Genomic DNA, 15,402 nt, shown 5'->3' with positions numbered 1-15,402 from the left:
CCGCCGTGATGTGCGGGCCGCCGAGGTCGAGCGGCAGCTCAGCCTTGGCCGGAGCGGAAGAATTGGTCGGAATTTTTCGCATGGAATTGGCACTATCGCAGACCAAATCCACCGCTACAACTGCTCTGGAATTGTTCCAAGCCGGACAGGAGCGGCCGTGAGCCAGACCGAGACCTCGAATTCCTACCCGACCTCAGCGCGCAACCAGGTCAAGCGCCGCCACGACCGCGGCTTCTACGATCACGACACCGTGCATCGCATCCTGGATTCCTCGATGCTCTGTCACGTCTCCTATGTGATCGACGGTCAGCCCTATTGCACGCCGACCTTCTTCTGGCGCGAGGGGACGCGGCTCTACTGGCACGGCTCGAGCGCGAGCCGCATGCTGCGCAACCAGACCAAAGGCGAGCGTGTCTGCCTGACGGTTGCCCATCTCGACAGCCTCGTGCTGGCGCGCTGCGGCTTCAACCATTCCGCCGACTACCGCGCCGTGATGGCATTCGGCACCGCCTACCTCGTCACCGATGGGGACGAAAAGGAGCGCGCGGTGATCGCCATGGTCGACCGCTTCTTCCCGGATCGCACTGCGAGCCTGCGGGCGAGCACTACGCAGGAGATCAAGGCGACGTCCTTCATCGCCATGGAGATCGAGGAGGCCTCGGCAAAGGTCCGCGCCAAGGGCGTGGCCGATGACGACGAGGATTATGCGTTGCCGATCTATGCCGAGCGCATTCCCGTGCGCACCGTCATCGGCGCGCCGGAGCCTTGCCCGCGCCTGCTCGACGGGGTGAGCCGCCCCGCGACGCTCAGTGGCTATTCGGAAGGCCGACTGCTCGAAGATGCATTGCGGGATGCATATTTTGTGGAGTACCCGAACGGCTGAAATCGGCTAGCTTGCGCTCCTTCGATGATCTGAATGCCCGATTGGAGTTGCCTGATGAATGCCGAAACGCAGCAGAGGATTCTTGACGCCGTCGACGCCGGCTTCGAAGCTCAGCTTGCGACTACACGCGATTTCGTCGCTATCCCCTCGACCCGGGGGGCCGAGGGACCGTGCCAGGACATGATCGGTGACCTCCTGCGCGAACGCGGCTACGAGGTCGACGACTGGCACATCAATGTCGACGATCTCAAGGACCTGCGCGGCTTCGGGCCGATCGAGCACGATTTCTCCAAGGCGCGCTCGGTGGTCGGCACCTACCGTCCGCAAACCAATGGCGGCAAATCGCTGATCCTCCAGGGGCACTGCGACGTGGTGCCGGCGGGGCCGCTGGAATTGTGGGACACGCCGCCGTTCTCGCCTGTCATCAAGGACGGCAAGATGTTCGGCCGCGGCGCCTGCGACATGAAGTCCGGCACCATCGGCGCGCTCTATGCGCTGGATGCGATCAAGGCCGCCGGCTTCAAGCCGACCGCGCGGATCCACTTCCAGTCCGTCATCGAGGAGGAGAGCACCGGCGTCGGCGCGCTCTCGACGCTGCAGCGCGGCTATCGTGCGGATGCCTGCTTCATTCCGGAGCCGACCGCCGGCAAGATGGTGCGCTCGCAGGTCGGCGTGATCTGGTTTCGGCTGCGCGTGAAGGGGCATCCGACCCATGTCGCCTTTGCCGGATCGGGCGCCAATGCGATCATGGCGGCCTATCACCTCGTCCATGCTCTGCAGAAGCTCGAGATCGAATGGAACGAGCGGGCCAAGGCCGATCGTCATTTCAAGACGCTGAATCATCCCATCAACTTCAACCCCGGCATCATCAAGGGCGGCGACTGGGCCTCAAGCGTTCCGGCCTGGTGCGACGTCGATTGCCGCATCGCGATTCTGCCGGGCTGGTCGGTGGCCGATCACCAGAAGGAGATCGCGGCTTGCATCGCCGCCGCCTCGCGCAACCACCGCTTCCTCGCCAACAATCCGCCGGAGATCGAATGGTCGGGCTTCTTGTCGGAAGGCTATGAGCTGACCGGCGCGGCGGAGCCCGAGGCTGCGTTCGGCAAGGCCTTCAACAAGGTCTATGGCGGCGCGGTTGAAGACCTCGTCTTCACCGCGCTCACCGACACCCGCTTCTACGGCCTGAACCACGGCATCCCGAGCCTCTGCTTCGGCGCCAGCGGCGGCGAGATGCACGGCTTCAACGAGTATGTCGACCTGGACTCGCTGAAGAAAACCACCAAGGCGATGGCGCTGTTCATCGCGGAATGGTGCGGGGTCGAGAAGGGGTAGGCCGTTCCGCCGTCATTGCGAGGAGCCTTGCGACGAAGCAATCCAGGCTGCCAATGCGGAAGACCGACTGGATTGCTTCGCTGCGCTCGCAATGACGGCTGATAGCCTGGAGGGTGGGCGAGCGCTGGCCGAAACACGGGCGGGTCTAAATCCTTTAAGTTTAAAATAAAGACTAGGATGCCGGCCGCGCTGGTGGCAGACTGGCGCCGCGTCCGCCAAGCCTTGAGTCCTCGGGAGCAACGATGCGCGATTGGGATGATGCTTACGCCAATTCGGCCCATATCCCGGGCTCGGAGAAGATGCCGGCTCTGTGGACGGAGCGGGCGGCCGCCTACCGCGCCGGGCTGAAGGATTTTCGCGCCGATATCACCTATGGCTCCGGTGAGCGGCAGCGCCTCGACCTGGTCCTGCCTGACGGCGACAGCAAGGGCCTCGTCGTGTTCGTCCATGGCGGCTACTGGATGCGCTTCGACAAGTCGACCTGGACGGATCTGGCAGAAGGCGCGCGGCATCATGGCTGGGCCGTGGCGCTGCCGAGTTACACGCTGGCGCCAGCCGCGCGCATCTCCGACATGACAGGTGAAATCACCACCGCGATCGCGAAAGCGGCCTCGCTCGTACCAGGTCCGATCCGGCTCGCAGGGCATTCGGCCGGCGGCCATCTCGTCACCCGCATGCTGTGCGACGACAGCCGGCTCGAACCTGCCGTGTTCAACCGCATCGCCGGCACGCTCTCGATCAGCGGCCTGCATGATCTGCGTCCGCTGCTCAAGACGAAGATGAACGACACGCTGCGCATGACCATGGAGGAGGCGAGCCTCGAAAGCGCCGCGCTGCAATTGCCGCGTGGCCATTCGCCGGTGACTGCCTGGGTCGGTGGTGGCGAGCGGCCCGAATTCATCCGCCAGTCCGACCTGCTGGCCAATGTCTGGACCGGTTTCGACGTGCCGACGCACCTCGTGATCGAGCCTGCGCTGAACCATTTCACCGTCATCGACGGGCTGAAGGATCCGTCGTCGCAGATCACCGCGCGCCTGATCGGCCTCGATTGACGGGGCCGGAATGATCGATCGGGAGGGCCAGCCATGACGTCCAGCGATTACGATCCCGCAAGCGAAGGTGCCGAGACCGATTTCGCCCGGCGCATGTCCTATGGCGACTATCTGGCGCTGGATTCGATCCTCGGCGCGCAGCACCCACTGTCGGAAGCGCATGACGAGATGCTGTTCATCATCCAGCACCAGACCACGGAGCTCTGGATGCGGCTCGCCATCCACGAGCTCAGCGCGGCGCGCCGCGCCATCGCCAAGGACGAGGTTGCCCCCGCCATGAAGATGCTGGCCCGGATGTCGCGCATCTTCGAGCAGCTCAACAACGCCTGGGACGTGCTGCGCACCATGACGCCGAGCGAATACACGCGCTTCCGCTCGCAGCTCGGCCAGTCCTCGGGCTTCCAGTCGCGCCAGTACCGGCTCATCGAATTTTTGCTGGGCAATCGCAACCACGCCATGCTGAAGCCGCACGCGCATGATGTCGAGACGACGAAGCTGCTGGAGGCGGAGCTTGCGACGCCCAGCCTCTATGATGAGGTGTTGCGCCTCGCCGACCGCAACGGGCTCAAGATGCCGGCGGCCGTGTTGGCGCGAGACGTCCGCGAGACCCACAGTTTCAACGAGGGCGTTCTGCAAGCTTGGCGCATCGTCTACGAGGCGCCGGAGACGCACTGGATGCTCTATGAACTTGCCGAGAAGCTGGTCGATTTCGAGGACTATTTCCGGCGCTGGCGGTTCAACCACGTGACCACGGTCGAGCGCGTCATCGGCTTCAAGCGGGGCACGGGCGGAACCGGCGGCGTCAGCTATCTCAAGCGCATGCTGGAGGTCGAGCTGTTTCCCGAGCTCTGGCGCGTCCGCACCATTCTGTAGAAATGCCCCAAGAAATGTCTATGACCAGATATCGCGTCTACGACGACACCAAGGCCCTGTTCCATCTGCCGGACGGCGTGATCTATCTCGACGGCAACTCGCTCGGCGCGCTGCCGCTGGGCGTTGCCGAGCGCGTCAATCGCGTCATCACGACTGAGTGGGGCAACGAGCTGATCCGCGCCTGGAACAGTGCAGGCTGGTATGCCCAGCCGCGCCATGTCGGCGACCGCATCGCCCGGCTGATCGGCGCGGAAGCCGGCTCGGTGATGGTCGGCGACACGCTGTCGCTGAAGGTCTATCAGGCGCTGGCCGCCGCGCTCGACATGAATACCTCGCGCAAGGTCGTCCTATCGGACACCGGCAATTTTCCGACGGACTTGTATATGGCCGAGGGCCTCATCGCGACGCTCGGGCGCGGCCATCAATTGCGCCTGGTGAGGCCGGAGGAAATCGAGGCGTCGTTGTCCGATGAGATCGCGGTTCTCTACATCACCGAGGTCGACTATCGCACCGGCCGCCGCCACGATATGGCGAGACTGACCGCAAAAGCGCATTCGCTCGGCATCGTCACGGTCTGGGATCTCGCCCATTCGGCCGGCGCGCTGCCGGTCGATCTTGCCGGCTGCCGCGCCGACTTTGCCGCGGGATGCACCTATAAATACATCAACGCCGGTCCCGGCGCGCCGGCCTTCCTCTACGTCTCGCCGCGCCACGCCGACACCGCGCGCGCCGCGCTATCGGGCTGGATGGGTCATGCCAAACCGTTTGCGTTCGAGCTTGCCTATGCCGCCGCGGGCGGCGTCGAGCGCATGCGCGTCGGCACCCCGCCGGTGCTGGCGATGGCGGCTCTGGAGGCCTCGCTGGACATCTGGGATCGTGTCGATATCGCGGAGGTCCGCGCACGCTCGCTGGCGCTCGGCGATCTCCTGATCGCGCAGGTCGAGCGCCGGTGTCCTTCGCTGAAGCTGGTCACCCCGCGCGCGCATGCGCAGCGCGGCTCGCAGGTCTCCTTCGCCTTCGACGGTGGTTACGCCGTCATGCAGGCCTTGATCGCCCGCGGCGTCATCGGCGATTTCCGCGCGCCCGATATCATGCGGTTCGGCCTCACGCCGCTCTATATCGGCGAGAGCGAGATCGTACGGGCGGCGGAGATCATCGAGGAGGTGGTTTCAGGCGAGGTGTGGCGCCGACCGGAATATCAGGTCGTCAACGCTGTGACGTGAACAAGGAGGTGGCCGCCGAGCCGTCATTGCGAGGAGCTCTTGCGACGAAGCAATCCAGGATCCTTCCGCGGAGGCACTCTGGATTGCTTCGCTTCGCTCGCAATGACGGCGGATGGATCAGGAGCGCTCACCCCACAGCGCCACCACGATCGCATCGAGCCCGTCCGTCAGTGCCGCCGGGCCCGGCTGCAGAATGATCGGCGATTTGATCTCGACGATGCGATCGTTGCGGACGGCGGGGATGTCGCTCCAGCCCTCGCGCGCGCGGATGCGGGCAGGGACGACCTTCTTGCCGCACCATGAGGCGAGAATGATGTCGGGTGCGGCCTGGCGCACCGCTTCCGTCGAAACGATGCGGTCCTTCGCCGCCTGCCGATGTCGCAATTCCGGAAACACGTCCTCGCCGCCGGCGATCTCGATCAGTTCGGAGACCCAGCCGATACCCGAGATCAGCGGGTCGTCCCATTCCTCGAAATAGACCCTTGGCCGCGGCGAGGGGCGGGGCGCTGCGGCGATTGCGGCGAGGCGGCGTTCAAAGCCCTGGGCCAGGTCGTCCGCGCGCCTGCCCGCATCGACGAGTGCGCCGAGCGTGCGGATCATCGCCAGAATCCCGGCGACGTCGCGCTGGTTGAAAACGTGGACATCGACGCCGGCCCGCACGAGGTCAGCCGTGATGCTGGCCTGGAGATCGGAGAAGGCGAGCACCAGATCCGGCTCCAGCGCCAGAATCTTCGGGATGTCCGCGGAGACGAACGCCGATACCCGCGGCTTCTCACGGCGCACCTGGGGCGGACGGACGGCGTAGCCGGAAACGCCGACGATGCGGTCCTGCTCGCCGAGCAGGTAGAGTGTCTCCACCGTCTCTTCGGTCATGCAAACGATGCGGCGGGGCGGGTAGTGGCGCATGGCGCGACCATATGCGCTCATGTCGCGGCTGAAGTCACGGTGGCCATTACCTCGGACTTCATTGCTTTGCGGCGCGAAGCAATTCACGCTGAGACAACAATGAATTGGGAGGAGATCCGATGACGCCGCTCGAAAAGCTTAAAGCAATGAAGATGCCGTTCGCCGAGCTCAAGGGCGTCGAGTTCGTCGAGGCAGGGAAGGATCGCGTGGTGGCGCGGATGATGGTCCGGCCTGATCTCTGCACCCTGCACCACACCATCCATGGCGGCGCGGTGATGGCGCTGGCCGATTCCGTCGGCGCCGCGGCGACCGTGATCAACCTGCCTGACGACGCTAAGGGCACGACGACCCTGGAGAGCAAGACCAACTTCATCGGTGGTGCCAAGGAGGGGGCCACCGTGATCGCCACCGCAACCCCGGTCCACCGGGGCCGGCGCACCCAGGTCTGGACCACCCGGCTGGAGACCGAGGACGGCAAGCTGGTGGCCGTCGTGACCCAGACGCAACTCGTCCTGTAAGACTACGGGGGCCTTGATTTTGTTAACGAAATAGTCGCTCCCGATGCCGCTAAGTTGGGCAGGTTCCCGCCTTGAAAAACGTGTTGCGATGCACAATATAGGGGGCCTAGGGATTCGAACGCCTCCTCGAGGGACACCAAGAGGAGTTTTGACGTGGTACTTCAAGAGACCGTCCGCACTGCTCCGGGCTATGTGCGGACCCTGATCCAGCAGGAAGAATTGCCGCTTTTGCGCGATCACCTGCTCAGACTCGATGCCGAAAGCCGGCACGACCGTTTCAACGGCTTTCTCGACGACAGCTTCATCGAGCGTTACGCCGCCCGCTGCGCCGAGGATGGCACTGTCATCGTCGCCTATATCGTCGACGGCGTGGTTCGCGGTGCGGCCGAGCTGCATCCGCCGGAAGAATGTTCACTGCCCGAGGTCGCTTTCAGCGTGGAAGCCTCCGCCCGCCGCCAGGGCGTCGGCACTGTGCTGTTCCGCCGCCTGATCGCGGAGGCGCGCTGGAAGGGTTACAAGCAGCTGCGCATCACCACCGGTGCCGAGAATCATCCGATGCGGGCGCTCGCCCGGAAATTCGGCGCGCATCTGGCTTTCCGCCACGGCGAATCGACCGGAACGATTGATCTTGCCAAGACGCCCGAGGCCGAGCTCGCCGATCTTGCGGCTGCGCCGTTCACGGCGGGCCGCGCTCTGCTCAGCTTCAACTCGACCTGCTGGAAGATCATCTCCAGCATGTACGGCAATCGCGCCGCCTGATTCAGAAGCGGACTGGAATCAAAAAGCGGACCGGCAAAACCGGTCCGCTTTTGTATTTCGGATCGAGAAACAAACGCTCAGGTGCCGGTGCGCGTAGCGGTGCTGAAGCGGCGAACGACGCGGCGTTCGACCACCACCGAGCGCTGCGCGCCCTGTTCGCCAGCGATCACGCGCGTGGCGGTGATGCGGCTGTTGGTGCGGGCCTGCTTCTTCACTTCGGCCTGGACGACATCGAGCGGCATTCCCATCAGAGCTGCGGCGATTTCGGCCTGCTGCTCCTGGTCGTCGGTGATTCCGACGGCGGCGAAGATCGCCTCGTCCAGGGTCGGCGGATCGTGACGCACGCGCCGCGTTCCATATTTGGTATTCCAGTCTGCGCTCATGGGGGCCTCGTTTCGATCCGGGATACCTAGTGCCGCCTATGTTGCATTGCAATATGAATTTGGTGTGGCATCTCAGCTATTCACCGCTTGCATCGATCCGGCGTCAGGGTGGTGACGGAGCACCTGCGTCGGCCTCGACCTGTTGCTGGGGCCAGCGCTTCAGCGCGGCGTGTCCAGCCTCGGTAAGCCCGTAGATTCCCCGCTCGGCGCGCTCGAACCAGCCATACACGTTGTTAAGCAAGATCTTGCCGGCATCGGGACAGCGCACCCGCAGCTCGCGTACGGGCCGCGGGCCGGACGCGAGTTCCGACGCACACGTTAGCGCCTGCTGCCGGTAGGCCGTCATGATCGGGGCGCGCGTGCTGCCGCCGAGCACCGGATCGCCTTGGCGACGCTGATGCTCGGCAACGAGTCGCGACCGAATCTTCGGCTCGCGGCGCGGAGCCGCCGTCGGCGGCTTCACCAGCACCTCGACCTGGCCGCGGTCGGTCACCCCCAGCATGCCGAAGCCGAGCCGGCGGCAGAGATTGCGGTAGCGTGCATCGCTCTCGCGTCCCTTGCCGCGCGCGGACATTCTTGCGGCGATCCAGACCTCGTCGCCGGCCGGTGCGCGGTCGACCGCCTGCAGGATCAGCTCGAGATTGAAGGCGAGCTTGAGCTCGCCGATCACCACGACGGGCGGATCGCCGGCGCTGAGACCGACGAGATCGCAGCCGCCGATCTCGCCCTTGACCGTGAAGCCGAGTTCTTCGAGGAAGCGTTTGACGGGCAGGTAGAGGGCGGTTTCCAAGGGGACGTCCAATTGGAGAATCACTTGCCGGGAGTCTAGCCGGATCGGACTCGGGACTCCCGCCATTTGATCGGAACTGACGGTGTGGCTATCCTGCGGATGGGACAGTCGGGCGCTTGACGGCGATGACAATCAGGAACGGGCTCTATCACATCCGCATCCAGATGCTGGATGGCGTGCAAGGTGGTAACCAGGGCGTCATGGTGCTGCGCGACGGCACCATGCGGGGCGGCGATTCATTCTTCTTCGCGCATGGCAGCTACACCTCGGCCGACGGCAAGTGGAAGGGCGAGCTGACCAACGAGGAGCACTCGCCCTCGTTCGACGAGCGCCCGGTGTGGGGTCGCAAGGTCGTGACCATCGGTTTCAGCGGCACCTATACGGACGCGACCGCCTATGGCGAAGGCATCGCGCTCGCGGGCAAGCAGAGCATCCGCTTCAAGGGCGATCTGCGGTTGCTGGTGCCGGATTAAACCCGCCCGCCGACCGGGATCAGCGCGCCGGTGATGCCGCTGGCGGCGTCGCTGGCGAGGAACAGGATCACCTCTGCGAGTTCCTGCGGCGTCACCCACTTGGAAAAATCCGCCTTCGGCATGTCGGCGCGGTTGGCCTTGGTGTCGATGATCGAGGGCAGCACCGCGTTCACGGTGACCTTGCTCTTCCACTCGCTGGCGAGCGCCTCGGTGAGGCGATGCACGCCGGCCTTTGATGCGGCATAGGGCCCCATGCCATTGCCCGCCTGGAGCGCGCCCATGGCGCCGATATTGACGACGCGGCCGGCCTTGGACGCGGCAAGATGCGGCAACGCCGCGCGCGAGGCGTTGAGCGCGGTGAGCACATTCAGCGCGTACATGCGCTGCCATGTCGTGATGTCGCCGTCGCCGATCGTCTCGAAGGCGAAGCCGCCGGCGATGTTGATCAGCGCGTCGAGCCGCCCGAAATGCTTCGCCGCCGAATCGATCGCCGTCTTCGCCTGCGCCGCGTCGGACAGATCGACGCCGCCAATCTCGATGCGCTCGGGCGTCGCTGATACTAGCGAGGGCGCAAAATCGATGCCGGCGATGAGCGCGCCGCGTGACTGTGCGACTTCGGCGACCACTTTGCCAAGCGCGCCGAGAGCGCCGGTGACGACCAGAACCTTGCCTTGCATCGTCGTTCTCCCGTCGTGGCCGCTACGCTTGCAGATAGCGCGCCTTCAGTGCGCTCCGCTCTGCTGTGCCGAGCTTGAGCCCATCACGCAAGTAGGTTTCGAGATCGCCATAGTCGCGTCCGACGGCCTCGAAGGCCGCCGCCAGGTACGAGGCCTCGACGGAGCCGACCGCGTCGAGAACGTCGGCGGGAAGATCGGCGGCGTTCGATGGGTCGCGCTTGTAGTGGTGGTTGGTCAAAAGGTAGTCCTGGGCAATGACGTCGCTGGGCACCCCCAGCGCATGCAGGATCAGCGCGCTGGCAAAGCCGGTGCGATCCTTGCCCGCGGTGCAGTGGATCACGAGCGGCGCGCGGTCTTCGAGCAGATGGCTGAACAGCATGCGAAAACTATGCGTGTTATGGCGAACATAGTTGCGATAGGACTCGCGCATCAGCTCGAGCGCAACGGGTGCGGTCAGCGTCCCCTTCGCAAGCTCGGCGCGCAGCGCGGCGACGACGGTCGGCTCGATCGGCAGCGAGTACACCGCGATCTCGTTGACCACGCAGACACCGGCCGCACGCTCCTCCACCCCGCGGAAATCGAACGCGCTTCTGACGCCGAGCGCGCGCACGATCTCGACATCGGCTGCGGTGAGCTGCCCGAGATGATTGGAGCGGAAGATGTGCCGCCAGCGCGTGGTCCGGCCGTCGGCGGTCCGATAGCCGCCGAGATCGCGAAAATTGCTGGCACCTTGCAGGGCGAGGTGGCGAGCGGGGGATTCCTTGAGGGAAGAGTCTTGCATGGGATCAGCTTGGGTTATGGTTCCAACGGACGCACGGCGGGCGTCCTTGAGGTCTATTACAGGGGGCGATCATGGGCCGGCACAAGGCCATTGTTTTGGCGATCACCATGCTGACGGTCGGAATGTTTGATACGCGGCAGGCAGATGCGCAGACATTCAAGACCTACCGCTGCGCCGATGGTACGCAGTTCATCGCGGGATTTTATGACTACGACAAGCGCGCCTTCCTCCAGATCGACGGCGAACCCGTCACGCTCGCCAAGCGGCTGACTCTGTCCGGCGCGCGCTATTCGGGGGCGGGAGTGACGTTGAGGATCGGCAAGAGCGGAGCGACCACGGTCAAGCACCTGAAACGACCGGTCACGGCCTGCACGGTGGTCGAAAAGCCGCCGATCTAGTCTGGAATCAAAAAGGGCCGAAACTCCATTGTTTCGACCCTTTTTCAAACTGCCGCCGGCCGCTTGCGAGAGCGCGGCGGTACCAAACCAGCAACTGGCATTAGCGTTCCCATTTGGGCTTGGCTTCGTCGACCGCGTCCTGGTGGTACCAGCTGTCGCTGCAGATCGAGACGTTCGCGGGAAGCGAAGCGTGATCGGCGGGAAAGCGGGTATCGCCATAGCGGCGCCCGGCGAGAGCCGCGCGGCCCCCGACAGGGAATTGGTAGATCTTCGCAGATCCGTGACTCAGACCATTGTTCATCATTGCGATTCTCCTTGGTCGAAGCGCCTTGGCCTCCATGGTGCGCCCGACTCGTTCGATTGTGGTTACTGGAATCCCCATATCGGCCGCGGCTCCCGAATTGGAAAGTGCTGAAAAGGAGATCAGTTGCGGCCTATTTTGTAGGCACGCGGCCATTTGCACCCCCCAAGGCACCGTGCATGTGACTAACGCCTAGGCCATTCCAAAGGTTGCTAGGCAGGGGTGGCAGACTTTACGAAAATTGCTGGACGTTGATGCGCGTTTCATCGGCAGCCTGAAGCAAGAAGGTTGCTGCTCCAGAATCAGGCGTTTTCCGCGGCATTTTGCAGTGCAGCTTCACGCGAAGGTGCGCCGCTATGACGCATGCCGCTGTGATCGATCACCGGCCGGCGGGGTGGGGCGGCCCACGGTGAAAAACCTCCTGCTCTGCGGCGTTTTGGCACGCAAAATGCTTGTAAAGGGCCGGCCGATGATGGCCGGGTACAAACGTGCGGGGCTCTCAACCCCACCTTTCGCATCATCTACAGAGAGGCTCAATGACCAAGTATAAGCTCGAGTACATCTGGCTCGACGGATATACGCCGACTCCGAACTTGCGCGGCAAAACTCAGATCAAGGAATTCGCGTCGTTCCCGACGCTCGAGCAGCTTCCGCTCTGGGGCTTCGATGGCTCCTCCACCCAGCAGGCCGAAGGCCACAGCTCCGATTGCGTGCTGAAGCCGGTCGCCGTGTTCCCGGACGGGGCGCGCACCAACGGCGTGCTCGTGATGTGCGAAGTCATGATGCCCGACGGCAAGACCCCGCACGCCTCCAACAAGCGCGCCACCATCCTCGACGACGCCGGCGCCTGGTTCGGCTTCGAGCAGGAGTACTTCTTCTACAAGAACGGCCGCCCGCTCGGCTTCCCCGAGTCCGGCTATCCGGCGCCGCAGGGTCCGTACTACACCGGCGTCGGCTATTCGAACGTCGGCGACGTCGCCCGCAAGATCGTCGAAGAGCATCTCGACCTCTGCCTCGCGGCCGGCATCAACCATGAAGGCATCAACGCGGAAGTCGCGAAGGGCCAGTGGGAATTCCAGATCTTCGGCAAGGGCTCCAAGACCGCTGCCGACCAGATGTGGATGGCCCGCTACCTGATGCTGCGCCTCACCGAGAAGTACGGCATCGACATCGAGTTCCACTGCAAGCCGCTCGGCGACACCGACTGGAACGGCTCGGGTATGCACGCCAACTTCTCCACCGAGTACATGCGTACGGTCGGCGGCAAGGAGTATTTCGAGGCGCTGATGGCGGCCTTCGACAAGAACCTGATGGACCACATCGCCGTCTACGGCCCGGACAACGACAAGCGTCTGACCGGCAAGCACGAGACCGCGCCGTGGAACAAGTTCAGCTACGGCGTTGCCGATCGCGGCGCTTCGATCCGCGTTCCGCACTCCTTCGTCAACAACGGCTACAAGGGCTATTTGGAAGACCGCCGTCCGAACTCGCAAGGCGACCCCTACCAGATCGCTTCGCAGATCCTGAAGACGATCTCGTCGGTGCCGACCGACAAGAAGGCTGCGGCCTAAGATCCCTCCCGGCCCGGGCTAGGGGGCTGGCCCGGGTTGGCATTCAATCCGCCGGAGCTGCAGGGCTCCGGCGGATTTTTGCATTCTGACGACGCTGTTGTTGTGGTCGGCGGAGCGGAGCCGCGGGAAACTTGTCCATCGCCGTCGAAAGCGGGATAGAGTGCCGCTGGATGCGCGCGTGGCCGGGGACACGGCTGGTGTTTGAAGGCTTCTACAAGGTGCGGTTTCAGCTCGGCGACGCCGTCGGCCGGAGCGTGATGCATGCCGGCAACGGCAAGATGCTCGGCGGCAATTCGGCCTTTGCCCACATCGGCACTTATGAGAAGACCGACGAGGGCGTCGACGTCGTGATCAAGACCGTGCGTCACAATCCCGATCCGAACTACCGTGCCATGGCCGGCACAGACGATGCGACCCTGCTGGCGAAGGGCTGGGCCGACGGCGATCTCTATCGCTTCAAGGGCGAGCTGAAGGAATTGCCGGGCGTGCCCTTTCAGTCGGTGATGACGCCGATCACGGAGGACGAGGTGCCGATCGCGGGCGGCGTCGGCGAGGGCGGCATCGCCGACGGCCTCTACTCGGTGCATCTGCGCATGCTCGATGGCATCGAAGGCGGCCTCACCGGCGTGATGCTGCTCAACCAGGGCCGCATCCTCGGCGGCGATGCGGCGTTCTACTATCTCGGCAGCTACACCGCCGCGAAAGGGCGCTGGAAGGGGCAGATCGTCAACCAGGAACACACGCCGGCCAAGGACGATCCGATCTTCGGCGGCCACGAGGTCGGCATCGGATTCTCCGGCAGCTACGACGCCGAGGCGGCGCTGCTGGAGGCAACAGCGCTTGCCGGCAAGCGATCCTTGCGCCTCACCGCCGCGCTCAAGCTGATGCACCGCGCCTGAACGCGCCCCCGGGAAACCACATGGCAAATACCCTCCGCATGCTCTCGACGCTCGGCCTGATGGGCGCGATGCGCAGCCTGTCCTCGGCCTTCGAGACTGCCAGCGGCATTCACGTCGACGCCGACTTCGCGCCGACGCTTGCCCTGCTCAAGCGCCTGCGCGACGGCGAGGCCGCCGATCTCGTCATCCTCACACGGGAGGGGCTCGACGAGATGATCGGCGAGGGCCGCGTGATTGCGGAAGGCGCGGCCGATCTGGCGCGCTCCTATGTCGGCATCGCCGTGCGGGCAGGGCAGGCGCACCCTGACATCGCCAGCGAGGCCGCGCTGCGCCAGGCGCTGCTCGCGGCGCGGTCCGTCGCCTATTCGCGGCTCGGCGCAAGCGGCGTGTACTTCGCTCAGCTGATCGTGCGCATGGGGATCGCGGAGAAGATCAATGCCAGGGCCACCATCGTCGAGCAGGGCTTTACGGCGGAGCGGCTCGTCAGCGGTGAGGCCGACGTCGCCGTGCAGCAGATCAGCGAGCTGAAGCAGGTCGGAGGCATCGAGGTCGTCGGCCCGGTGCCGCATGATTTGCAGACCCCGGCCGTCTTTTCCGCCGGCCGCATGGCGAACGCGAACGATGCCGTCGCGGCCGATCGGCTGCTGCGCTACCTGGCCTCACCGGAGGTCGCTCCCGTCCTCCGCCAATCCGGACTCGAGCCTTGAATTTGCCGGAGCAGAGACGCAACGTGGCGCCCATGCGGACCTATCTCCTCGCCATCATCTTCGCGCTTGCCGCCCCCCTCGCGGCGCATGCGCAATCGGCCGACCTCGTCCTCTGCGACCGGGTCGCGGCCGATCCCAGCGATCCCGACAAGCCGGCTGACGTGAAGGGCGTGGCCGAGATCGCCGCCTCCGACGTCGCGACCGCGATCAAGTTCTGCAAACAGGCGGCAAACTCCTCGCGCCGCGCGATGTTCGCGCTCGGGCGCGCCTATGCGGCCAACCGGCAGACGGCGGAGGCGATCGCCGCCTGGCGCAAGGCTGCCGACAAGGGATCGAGCGCGGCGATGGTCGAGCTCGGCGTCGCCTATGGCAACGGCTCAGGTGTCGCCAGGGACGAAGCGCAGGCGCGAAAGTTGTTCGAGAAGGCGGCGCAGGCGGGCAATCCCCGCGGCGTCAGCAATCTTGCTGCGCTTGGTGGCGCAGGCGGCGCGGCGCCGGCCGATCCAGCGCAGGCCCGTGCGCTGCTCGGCAAGGCCGCCGAGACCAATGCCGAGGCGCAGTACCAGCTCGGCCTGATGCTGTCCGAAGGCACCGGCGGCGCCAAGGACGACGTCGCGGCACGCGCGCTGTTCGAGAAGGCGGCGGCGCAGAATCATCCCGGCGCGCTGGAGCGGATGGGCGCGTTCGCGCAGGAGGGCCGCGGCGGGCCCAAGGACAAGGATGCGGCGAAGGCCTATTACGAGCGCGCCGCAGCGCTCGGCGACGAGGATGCCAAGGCCGCCCTCGAGCGGCTGCGCTGTCCCTATGCGATCAAGGACAAGCAGGGCAAGCTCGTCACCACGTTGTGCTTCTGAAGCGCGACGAGACCGCGCTGCG

The 15,402-nt window shown here is 64.9% G+C and carries 19 protein-coding genes; 13 read left to right on the top strand and 6 right to left on the bottom strand.

Annotated features, from left to right (window positions below):
• Positions 1 to 157 precede the first annotated feature (157 nt).
• From A5906_RS24620 to kynU, 5 genes are all read left to right on the top strand, one after another.
• The gene (locus A5906_RS24620; protein ID WP_080137861.1) at positions 158 to 883 is read left to right on the top strand and encodes a pyridoxamine 5'-phosphate oxidase family protein; all 726 of its coding nucleotides are present in this window, start codon (positions 158 to 160) and stop codon (positions 881 to 883) included.
• Between the two features lie 54 nt (positions 884 to 937).
• Complete coding sequence (locus A5906_RS24615; protein ID WP_080137860.1) at positions 938 to 2,215, top strand: ArgE/DapE family deacylase; 1,278 nt, start codon at positions 938 to 940, stop codon at positions 2,213 to 2,215.
• Positions 2,216 to 2,457: 242 nt separating this feature from the next.
• Complete coding sequence (locus A5906_RS24610) at positions 2,458 to 3,267, top strand: alpha/beta hydrolase (RefSeq protein ID WP_080137859.1); 810 nt, start codon at positions 2,458 to 2,460, stop codon at positions 3,265 to 3,267.
• A gap of 33 nt (positions 3,268 to 3,300) precedes the next feature.
• Positions 3,301 to 4,140: a tryptophan 2,3-dioxygenase gene (kynA, locus tag A5906_RS24605; protein ID WP_080137858.1), complete on the top strand. Its 840-nt coding sequence runs from the start codon at positions 3,301 to 3,303 to the stop codon at positions 4,138 to 4,140.
• A gap of 20 nt (positions 4,141 to 4,160) precedes the next feature.
• Entirely contained in the window at positions 4,161 to 5,363 is a 1,203-nt protein-coding gene (kynU, locus tag A5906_RS24600; protein WP_080137857.1) for a kynureninase, read from the top strand.
• Between the two features lie 117 nt (positions 5,364 to 5,480).
• Here the strand turns inward: kynU and A5906_RS24595 are convergent, their stop codons facing one another.
• The gene (locus A5906_RS24595) at positions 5,481 to 6,269 is read right to left on the bottom strand and encodes a cobalamin-binding protein (RefSeq protein ID WP_080138253.1); all 789 of its coding nucleotides are present in this window, start codon (positions 6,267 to 6,269) and stop codon (positions 5,481 to 5,483) included.
• 119 nt (positions 6,270 to 6,388) lie between these two features.
• Here A5906_RS24595 and A5906_RS24590 point away from each other — a divergent pair, with 119 nt between their 5' ends.
• Both A5906_RS24590 and A5906_RS24585 read left to right on the top strand, forming a co-directional pair.
• A complete protein-coding gene (locus tag A5906_RS24590) occupies positions 6,389 to 6,787 on the top strand; it encodes a PaaI family thioesterase (RefSeq protein WP_080137856.1) in 399 nt (132 codons plus the stop codon).
• A 153-nt stretch (positions 6,788 to 6,940) separates the two neighbouring features.
• Positions 6,941 to 7,546, top strand: a complete 606-nt coding sequence (locus A5906_RS24585) for a GNAT family N-acetyltransferase (RefSeq protein WP_080137855.1) — start codon at positions 6,941 to 6,943, stop codon at positions 7,544 to 7,546.
• Between the two features lie 77 nt (positions 7,547 to 7,623).
• On the opposite strand, the gene A5906_RS24580 is transcribed toward A5906_RS24585, so the two are convergent.
• Together A5906_RS24580 and A5906_RS24575 are read right to left on the bottom strand one after the other, a co-directional pair.
• Positions 7,624 to 7,929, bottom strand: a complete 306-nt coding sequence (locus A5906_RS24580; protein WP_063683963.1) for a hypothetical protein — start codon at positions 7,927 to 7,929, stop codon at positions 7,624 to 7,626.
• A 103-nt stretch (positions 7,930 to 8,032) separates the two neighbouring features.
• The gene (locus A5906_RS24575) at positions 8,033 to 8,719 is read right to left on the bottom strand and encodes a DUF2161 domain-containing phosphodiesterase (protein WP_080137854.1); all 687 of its coding nucleotides are present in this window, start codon (positions 8,717 to 8,719) and stop codon (positions 8,033 to 8,035) included.
• A 125-nt stretch (positions 8,720 to 8,844) separates the two neighbouring features.
• On the opposite strand from A5906_RS24575, the gene A5906_RS24570 reads away from it, so the two are divergent.
• Entirely contained in the window at positions 8,845 to 9,192 is a 348-nt protein-coding gene (locus A5906_RS24570; RefSeq protein ID WP_080137853.1) for a GrlR family regulatory protein, read from the top strand.
• On the opposite strand, the gene A5906_RS24565 is transcribed toward A5906_RS24570, so the two are convergent.
• Positions 9,189 to 9,869 carry an SDR family oxidoreductase gene (locus A5906_RS24565; RefSeq protein WP_080137852.1) on the bottom strand — a complete coding sequence of 227 codons (681 nt, stop codon included), beginning with the start codon at positions 9,867 to 9,869 and terminating at the stop codon, positions 9,189 to 9,191. The two genes, A5906_RS24570 and A5906_RS24565, sit on opposite strands and share 4 nt — an antisense overlap.
• A 22-nt stretch (positions 9,870 to 9,891) precedes the next feature.
• Positions 9,892 to 10,650: a tyrosine-protein phosphatase gene (locus tag A5906_RS24560; protein WP_080137851.1), complete on the bottom strand. Its 759-nt coding sequence runs from the start codon at positions 10,648 to 10,650 to the stop codon at positions 9,892 to 9,894.
• 71 nt (positions 10,651 to 10,721) lie between these two features.
• Between A5906_RS24560 and A5906_RS24555 the strand changes: the two genes are divergently transcribed.
• On the top strand, positions 10,722 to 11,048 hold the full coding sequence (locus A5906_RS24555; RefSeq protein ID WP_080137850.1) for an MliC family protein: 327 nt from the start codon (positions 10,722 to 10,724) through the stop codon (positions 11,046 to 11,048).
• Between the two features lie 100 nt (positions 11,049 to 11,148).
• On the opposite strand, the gene A5906_RS24550 is transcribed toward A5906_RS24555, so the two are convergent.
• The gene (locus A5906_RS24550; protein WP_080137849.1) at positions 11,149 to 11,352 is read right to left on the bottom strand and encodes a DUF2735 domain-containing protein; all 204 of its coding nucleotides are present in this window, start codon (positions 11,350 to 11,352) and stop codon (positions 11,149 to 11,151) included.
• 533 nt (positions 11,353 to 11,885) lie between these two features.
• Here A5906_RS24550 and A5906_RS24545 point away from each other — a divergent pair.
• The 4 genes from A5906_RS24545 to A5906_RS24530 all read left to right on the top strand — a co-directional run bounded on the left by A5906_RS24545 (position 11,886) and on the right by A5906_RS24530 (position 15,380).
• Positions 11,886 to 12,920, top strand: coding sequence for a glutamine synthetase beta-grasp domain-containing protein (locus A5906_RS24545; protein ID WP_080137848.1), 1,035 nt, complete (start codon positions 11,886 to 11,888; stop codon positions 12,918 to 12,920).
• 197 nt (positions 12,921 to 13,117) lie between these two features.
• The gene (locus A5906_RS24540) at positions 13,118 to 13,819 is read left to right on the top strand and encodes a GrlR family regulatory protein (RefSeq protein ID WP_080138252.1); all 702 of its coding nucleotides are present in this window, start codon (positions 13,118 to 13,120) and stop codon (positions 13,817 to 13,819) included.
• 20 nt (positions 13,820 to 13,839) lie between these two features.
• Positions 13,840 to 14,526, top strand: a complete 687-nt coding sequence (locus A5906_RS24535) for a substrate-binding domain-containing protein (protein WP_080137847.1) — start codon at positions 13,840 to 13,842, stop codon at positions 14,524 to 14,526.
• Positions 14,527 to 14,558: 32 nt separating this feature from the next.
• The gene (locus A5906_RS24530; RefSeq protein WP_080137846.1) at positions 14,559 to 15,380 is read left to right on the top strand and encodes a tetratricopeptide repeat protein; all 822 of its coding nucleotides are present in this window, start codon (positions 14,559 to 14,561) and stop codon (positions 15,378 to 15,380) included.
• The last annotated feature ends 22 nt before the right edge of the window (positions 15,381 to 15,402 follow it).

The organism is Bradyrhizobium sacchari, assembly GCF_002068095.1.
GTDB lineage: Bacteria > Pseudomonadota > Alphaproteobacteria > Rhizobiales > Xanthobacteraceae > Bradyrhizobium > Bradyrhizobium sacchari.
This window is presented reverse-complemented; position numbering and strand designations above follow the sequence as displayed.

Bases quoted from the DNA above. Each gene is read 5' to 3' on its own strand.
- A5906_RS24615 (WP_080137860.1), top strand. From the start codon at position 938: ATGAATGCCGAAACGCAGCAGAGGATTCTTGACGCCGTCGACGCCGGC.
- A5906_RS24610 (WP_080137859.1), top strand. From the start codon at position 2,458: ATGCGCGATTGGGATGATGCTTACGCCAATTCGGCCCATATCCCGGGC.
- kynA (WP_080137858.1), top strand. From the start codon at position 3,301: ATGACGTCCAGCGATTACGATCCCGCAAGCGAAGGTGCCGAGACCGAT.
- kynU (WP_080137857.1), top strand. From the start codon at position 4,161: ATGACCAGATATCGCGTCTACGACGACACCAAGGCCCTGTTCCATCTG.
- A5906_RS24595 (WP_080138253.1), bottom strand. From the start codon at position 6,269: ATGCGCCACTACCCGCCCCGCCGCATCGTTTGCATGACCGAAGAGACG.
- A5906_RS24590 (WP_080137856.1), top strand. From the start codon at position 6,389: ATGACGCCGCTCGAAAAGCTTAAAGCAATGAAGATGCCGTTCGCCGAG.
- A5906_RS24580 (WP_063683963.1), bottom strand. From the start codon at position 7,929: ATGAGCGCAGACTGGAATACCAAATATGGAACGCGGCGCGTGCGTCAC.
- A5906_RS24570 (WP_080137853.1), top strand. From the start codon at position 8,845: ATGACAATCAGGAACGGGCTCTATCACATCCGCATCCAGATGCTGGAT.
- A5906_RS24565 (WP_080137852.1), bottom strand. From the start codon at position 9,869: ATGCAAGGCAAGGTTCTGGTCGTCACCGGCGCTCTCGGCGCGCTTGGC.
- A5906_RS24560 (WP_080137851.1), bottom strand. From the start codon at position 10,650: ATGCAAGACTCTTCCCTCAAGGAATCCCCCGCTCGCCACCTCGCCCTG.
- A5906_RS24555 (WP_080137850.1), top strand. From the start codon at position 10,722: ATGGGCCGGCACAAGGCCATTGTTTTGGCGATCACCATGCTGACGGTC.
- A5906_RS24550 (WP_080137849.1), bottom strand. From the start codon at position 11,352: ATGATGAACAATGGTCTGAGTCACGGATCTGCGAAGATCTACCAATTC.
- A5906_RS24545 (WP_080137848.1), top strand. From the start codon at position 11,886: ATGACCAAGTATAAGCTCGAGTACATCTGGCTCGACGGATATACGCCG.
- A5906_RS24535 (WP_080137847.1), top strand. From the start codon at position 13,840: ATGGCAAATACCCTCCGCATGCTCTCGACGCTCGGCCTGATGGGCGCG.
- A5906_RS24530 (WP_080137846.1), top strand. From the start codon at position 14,559: ATGCGGACCTATCTCCTCGCCATCATCTTCGCGCTTGCCGCCCCCCTC.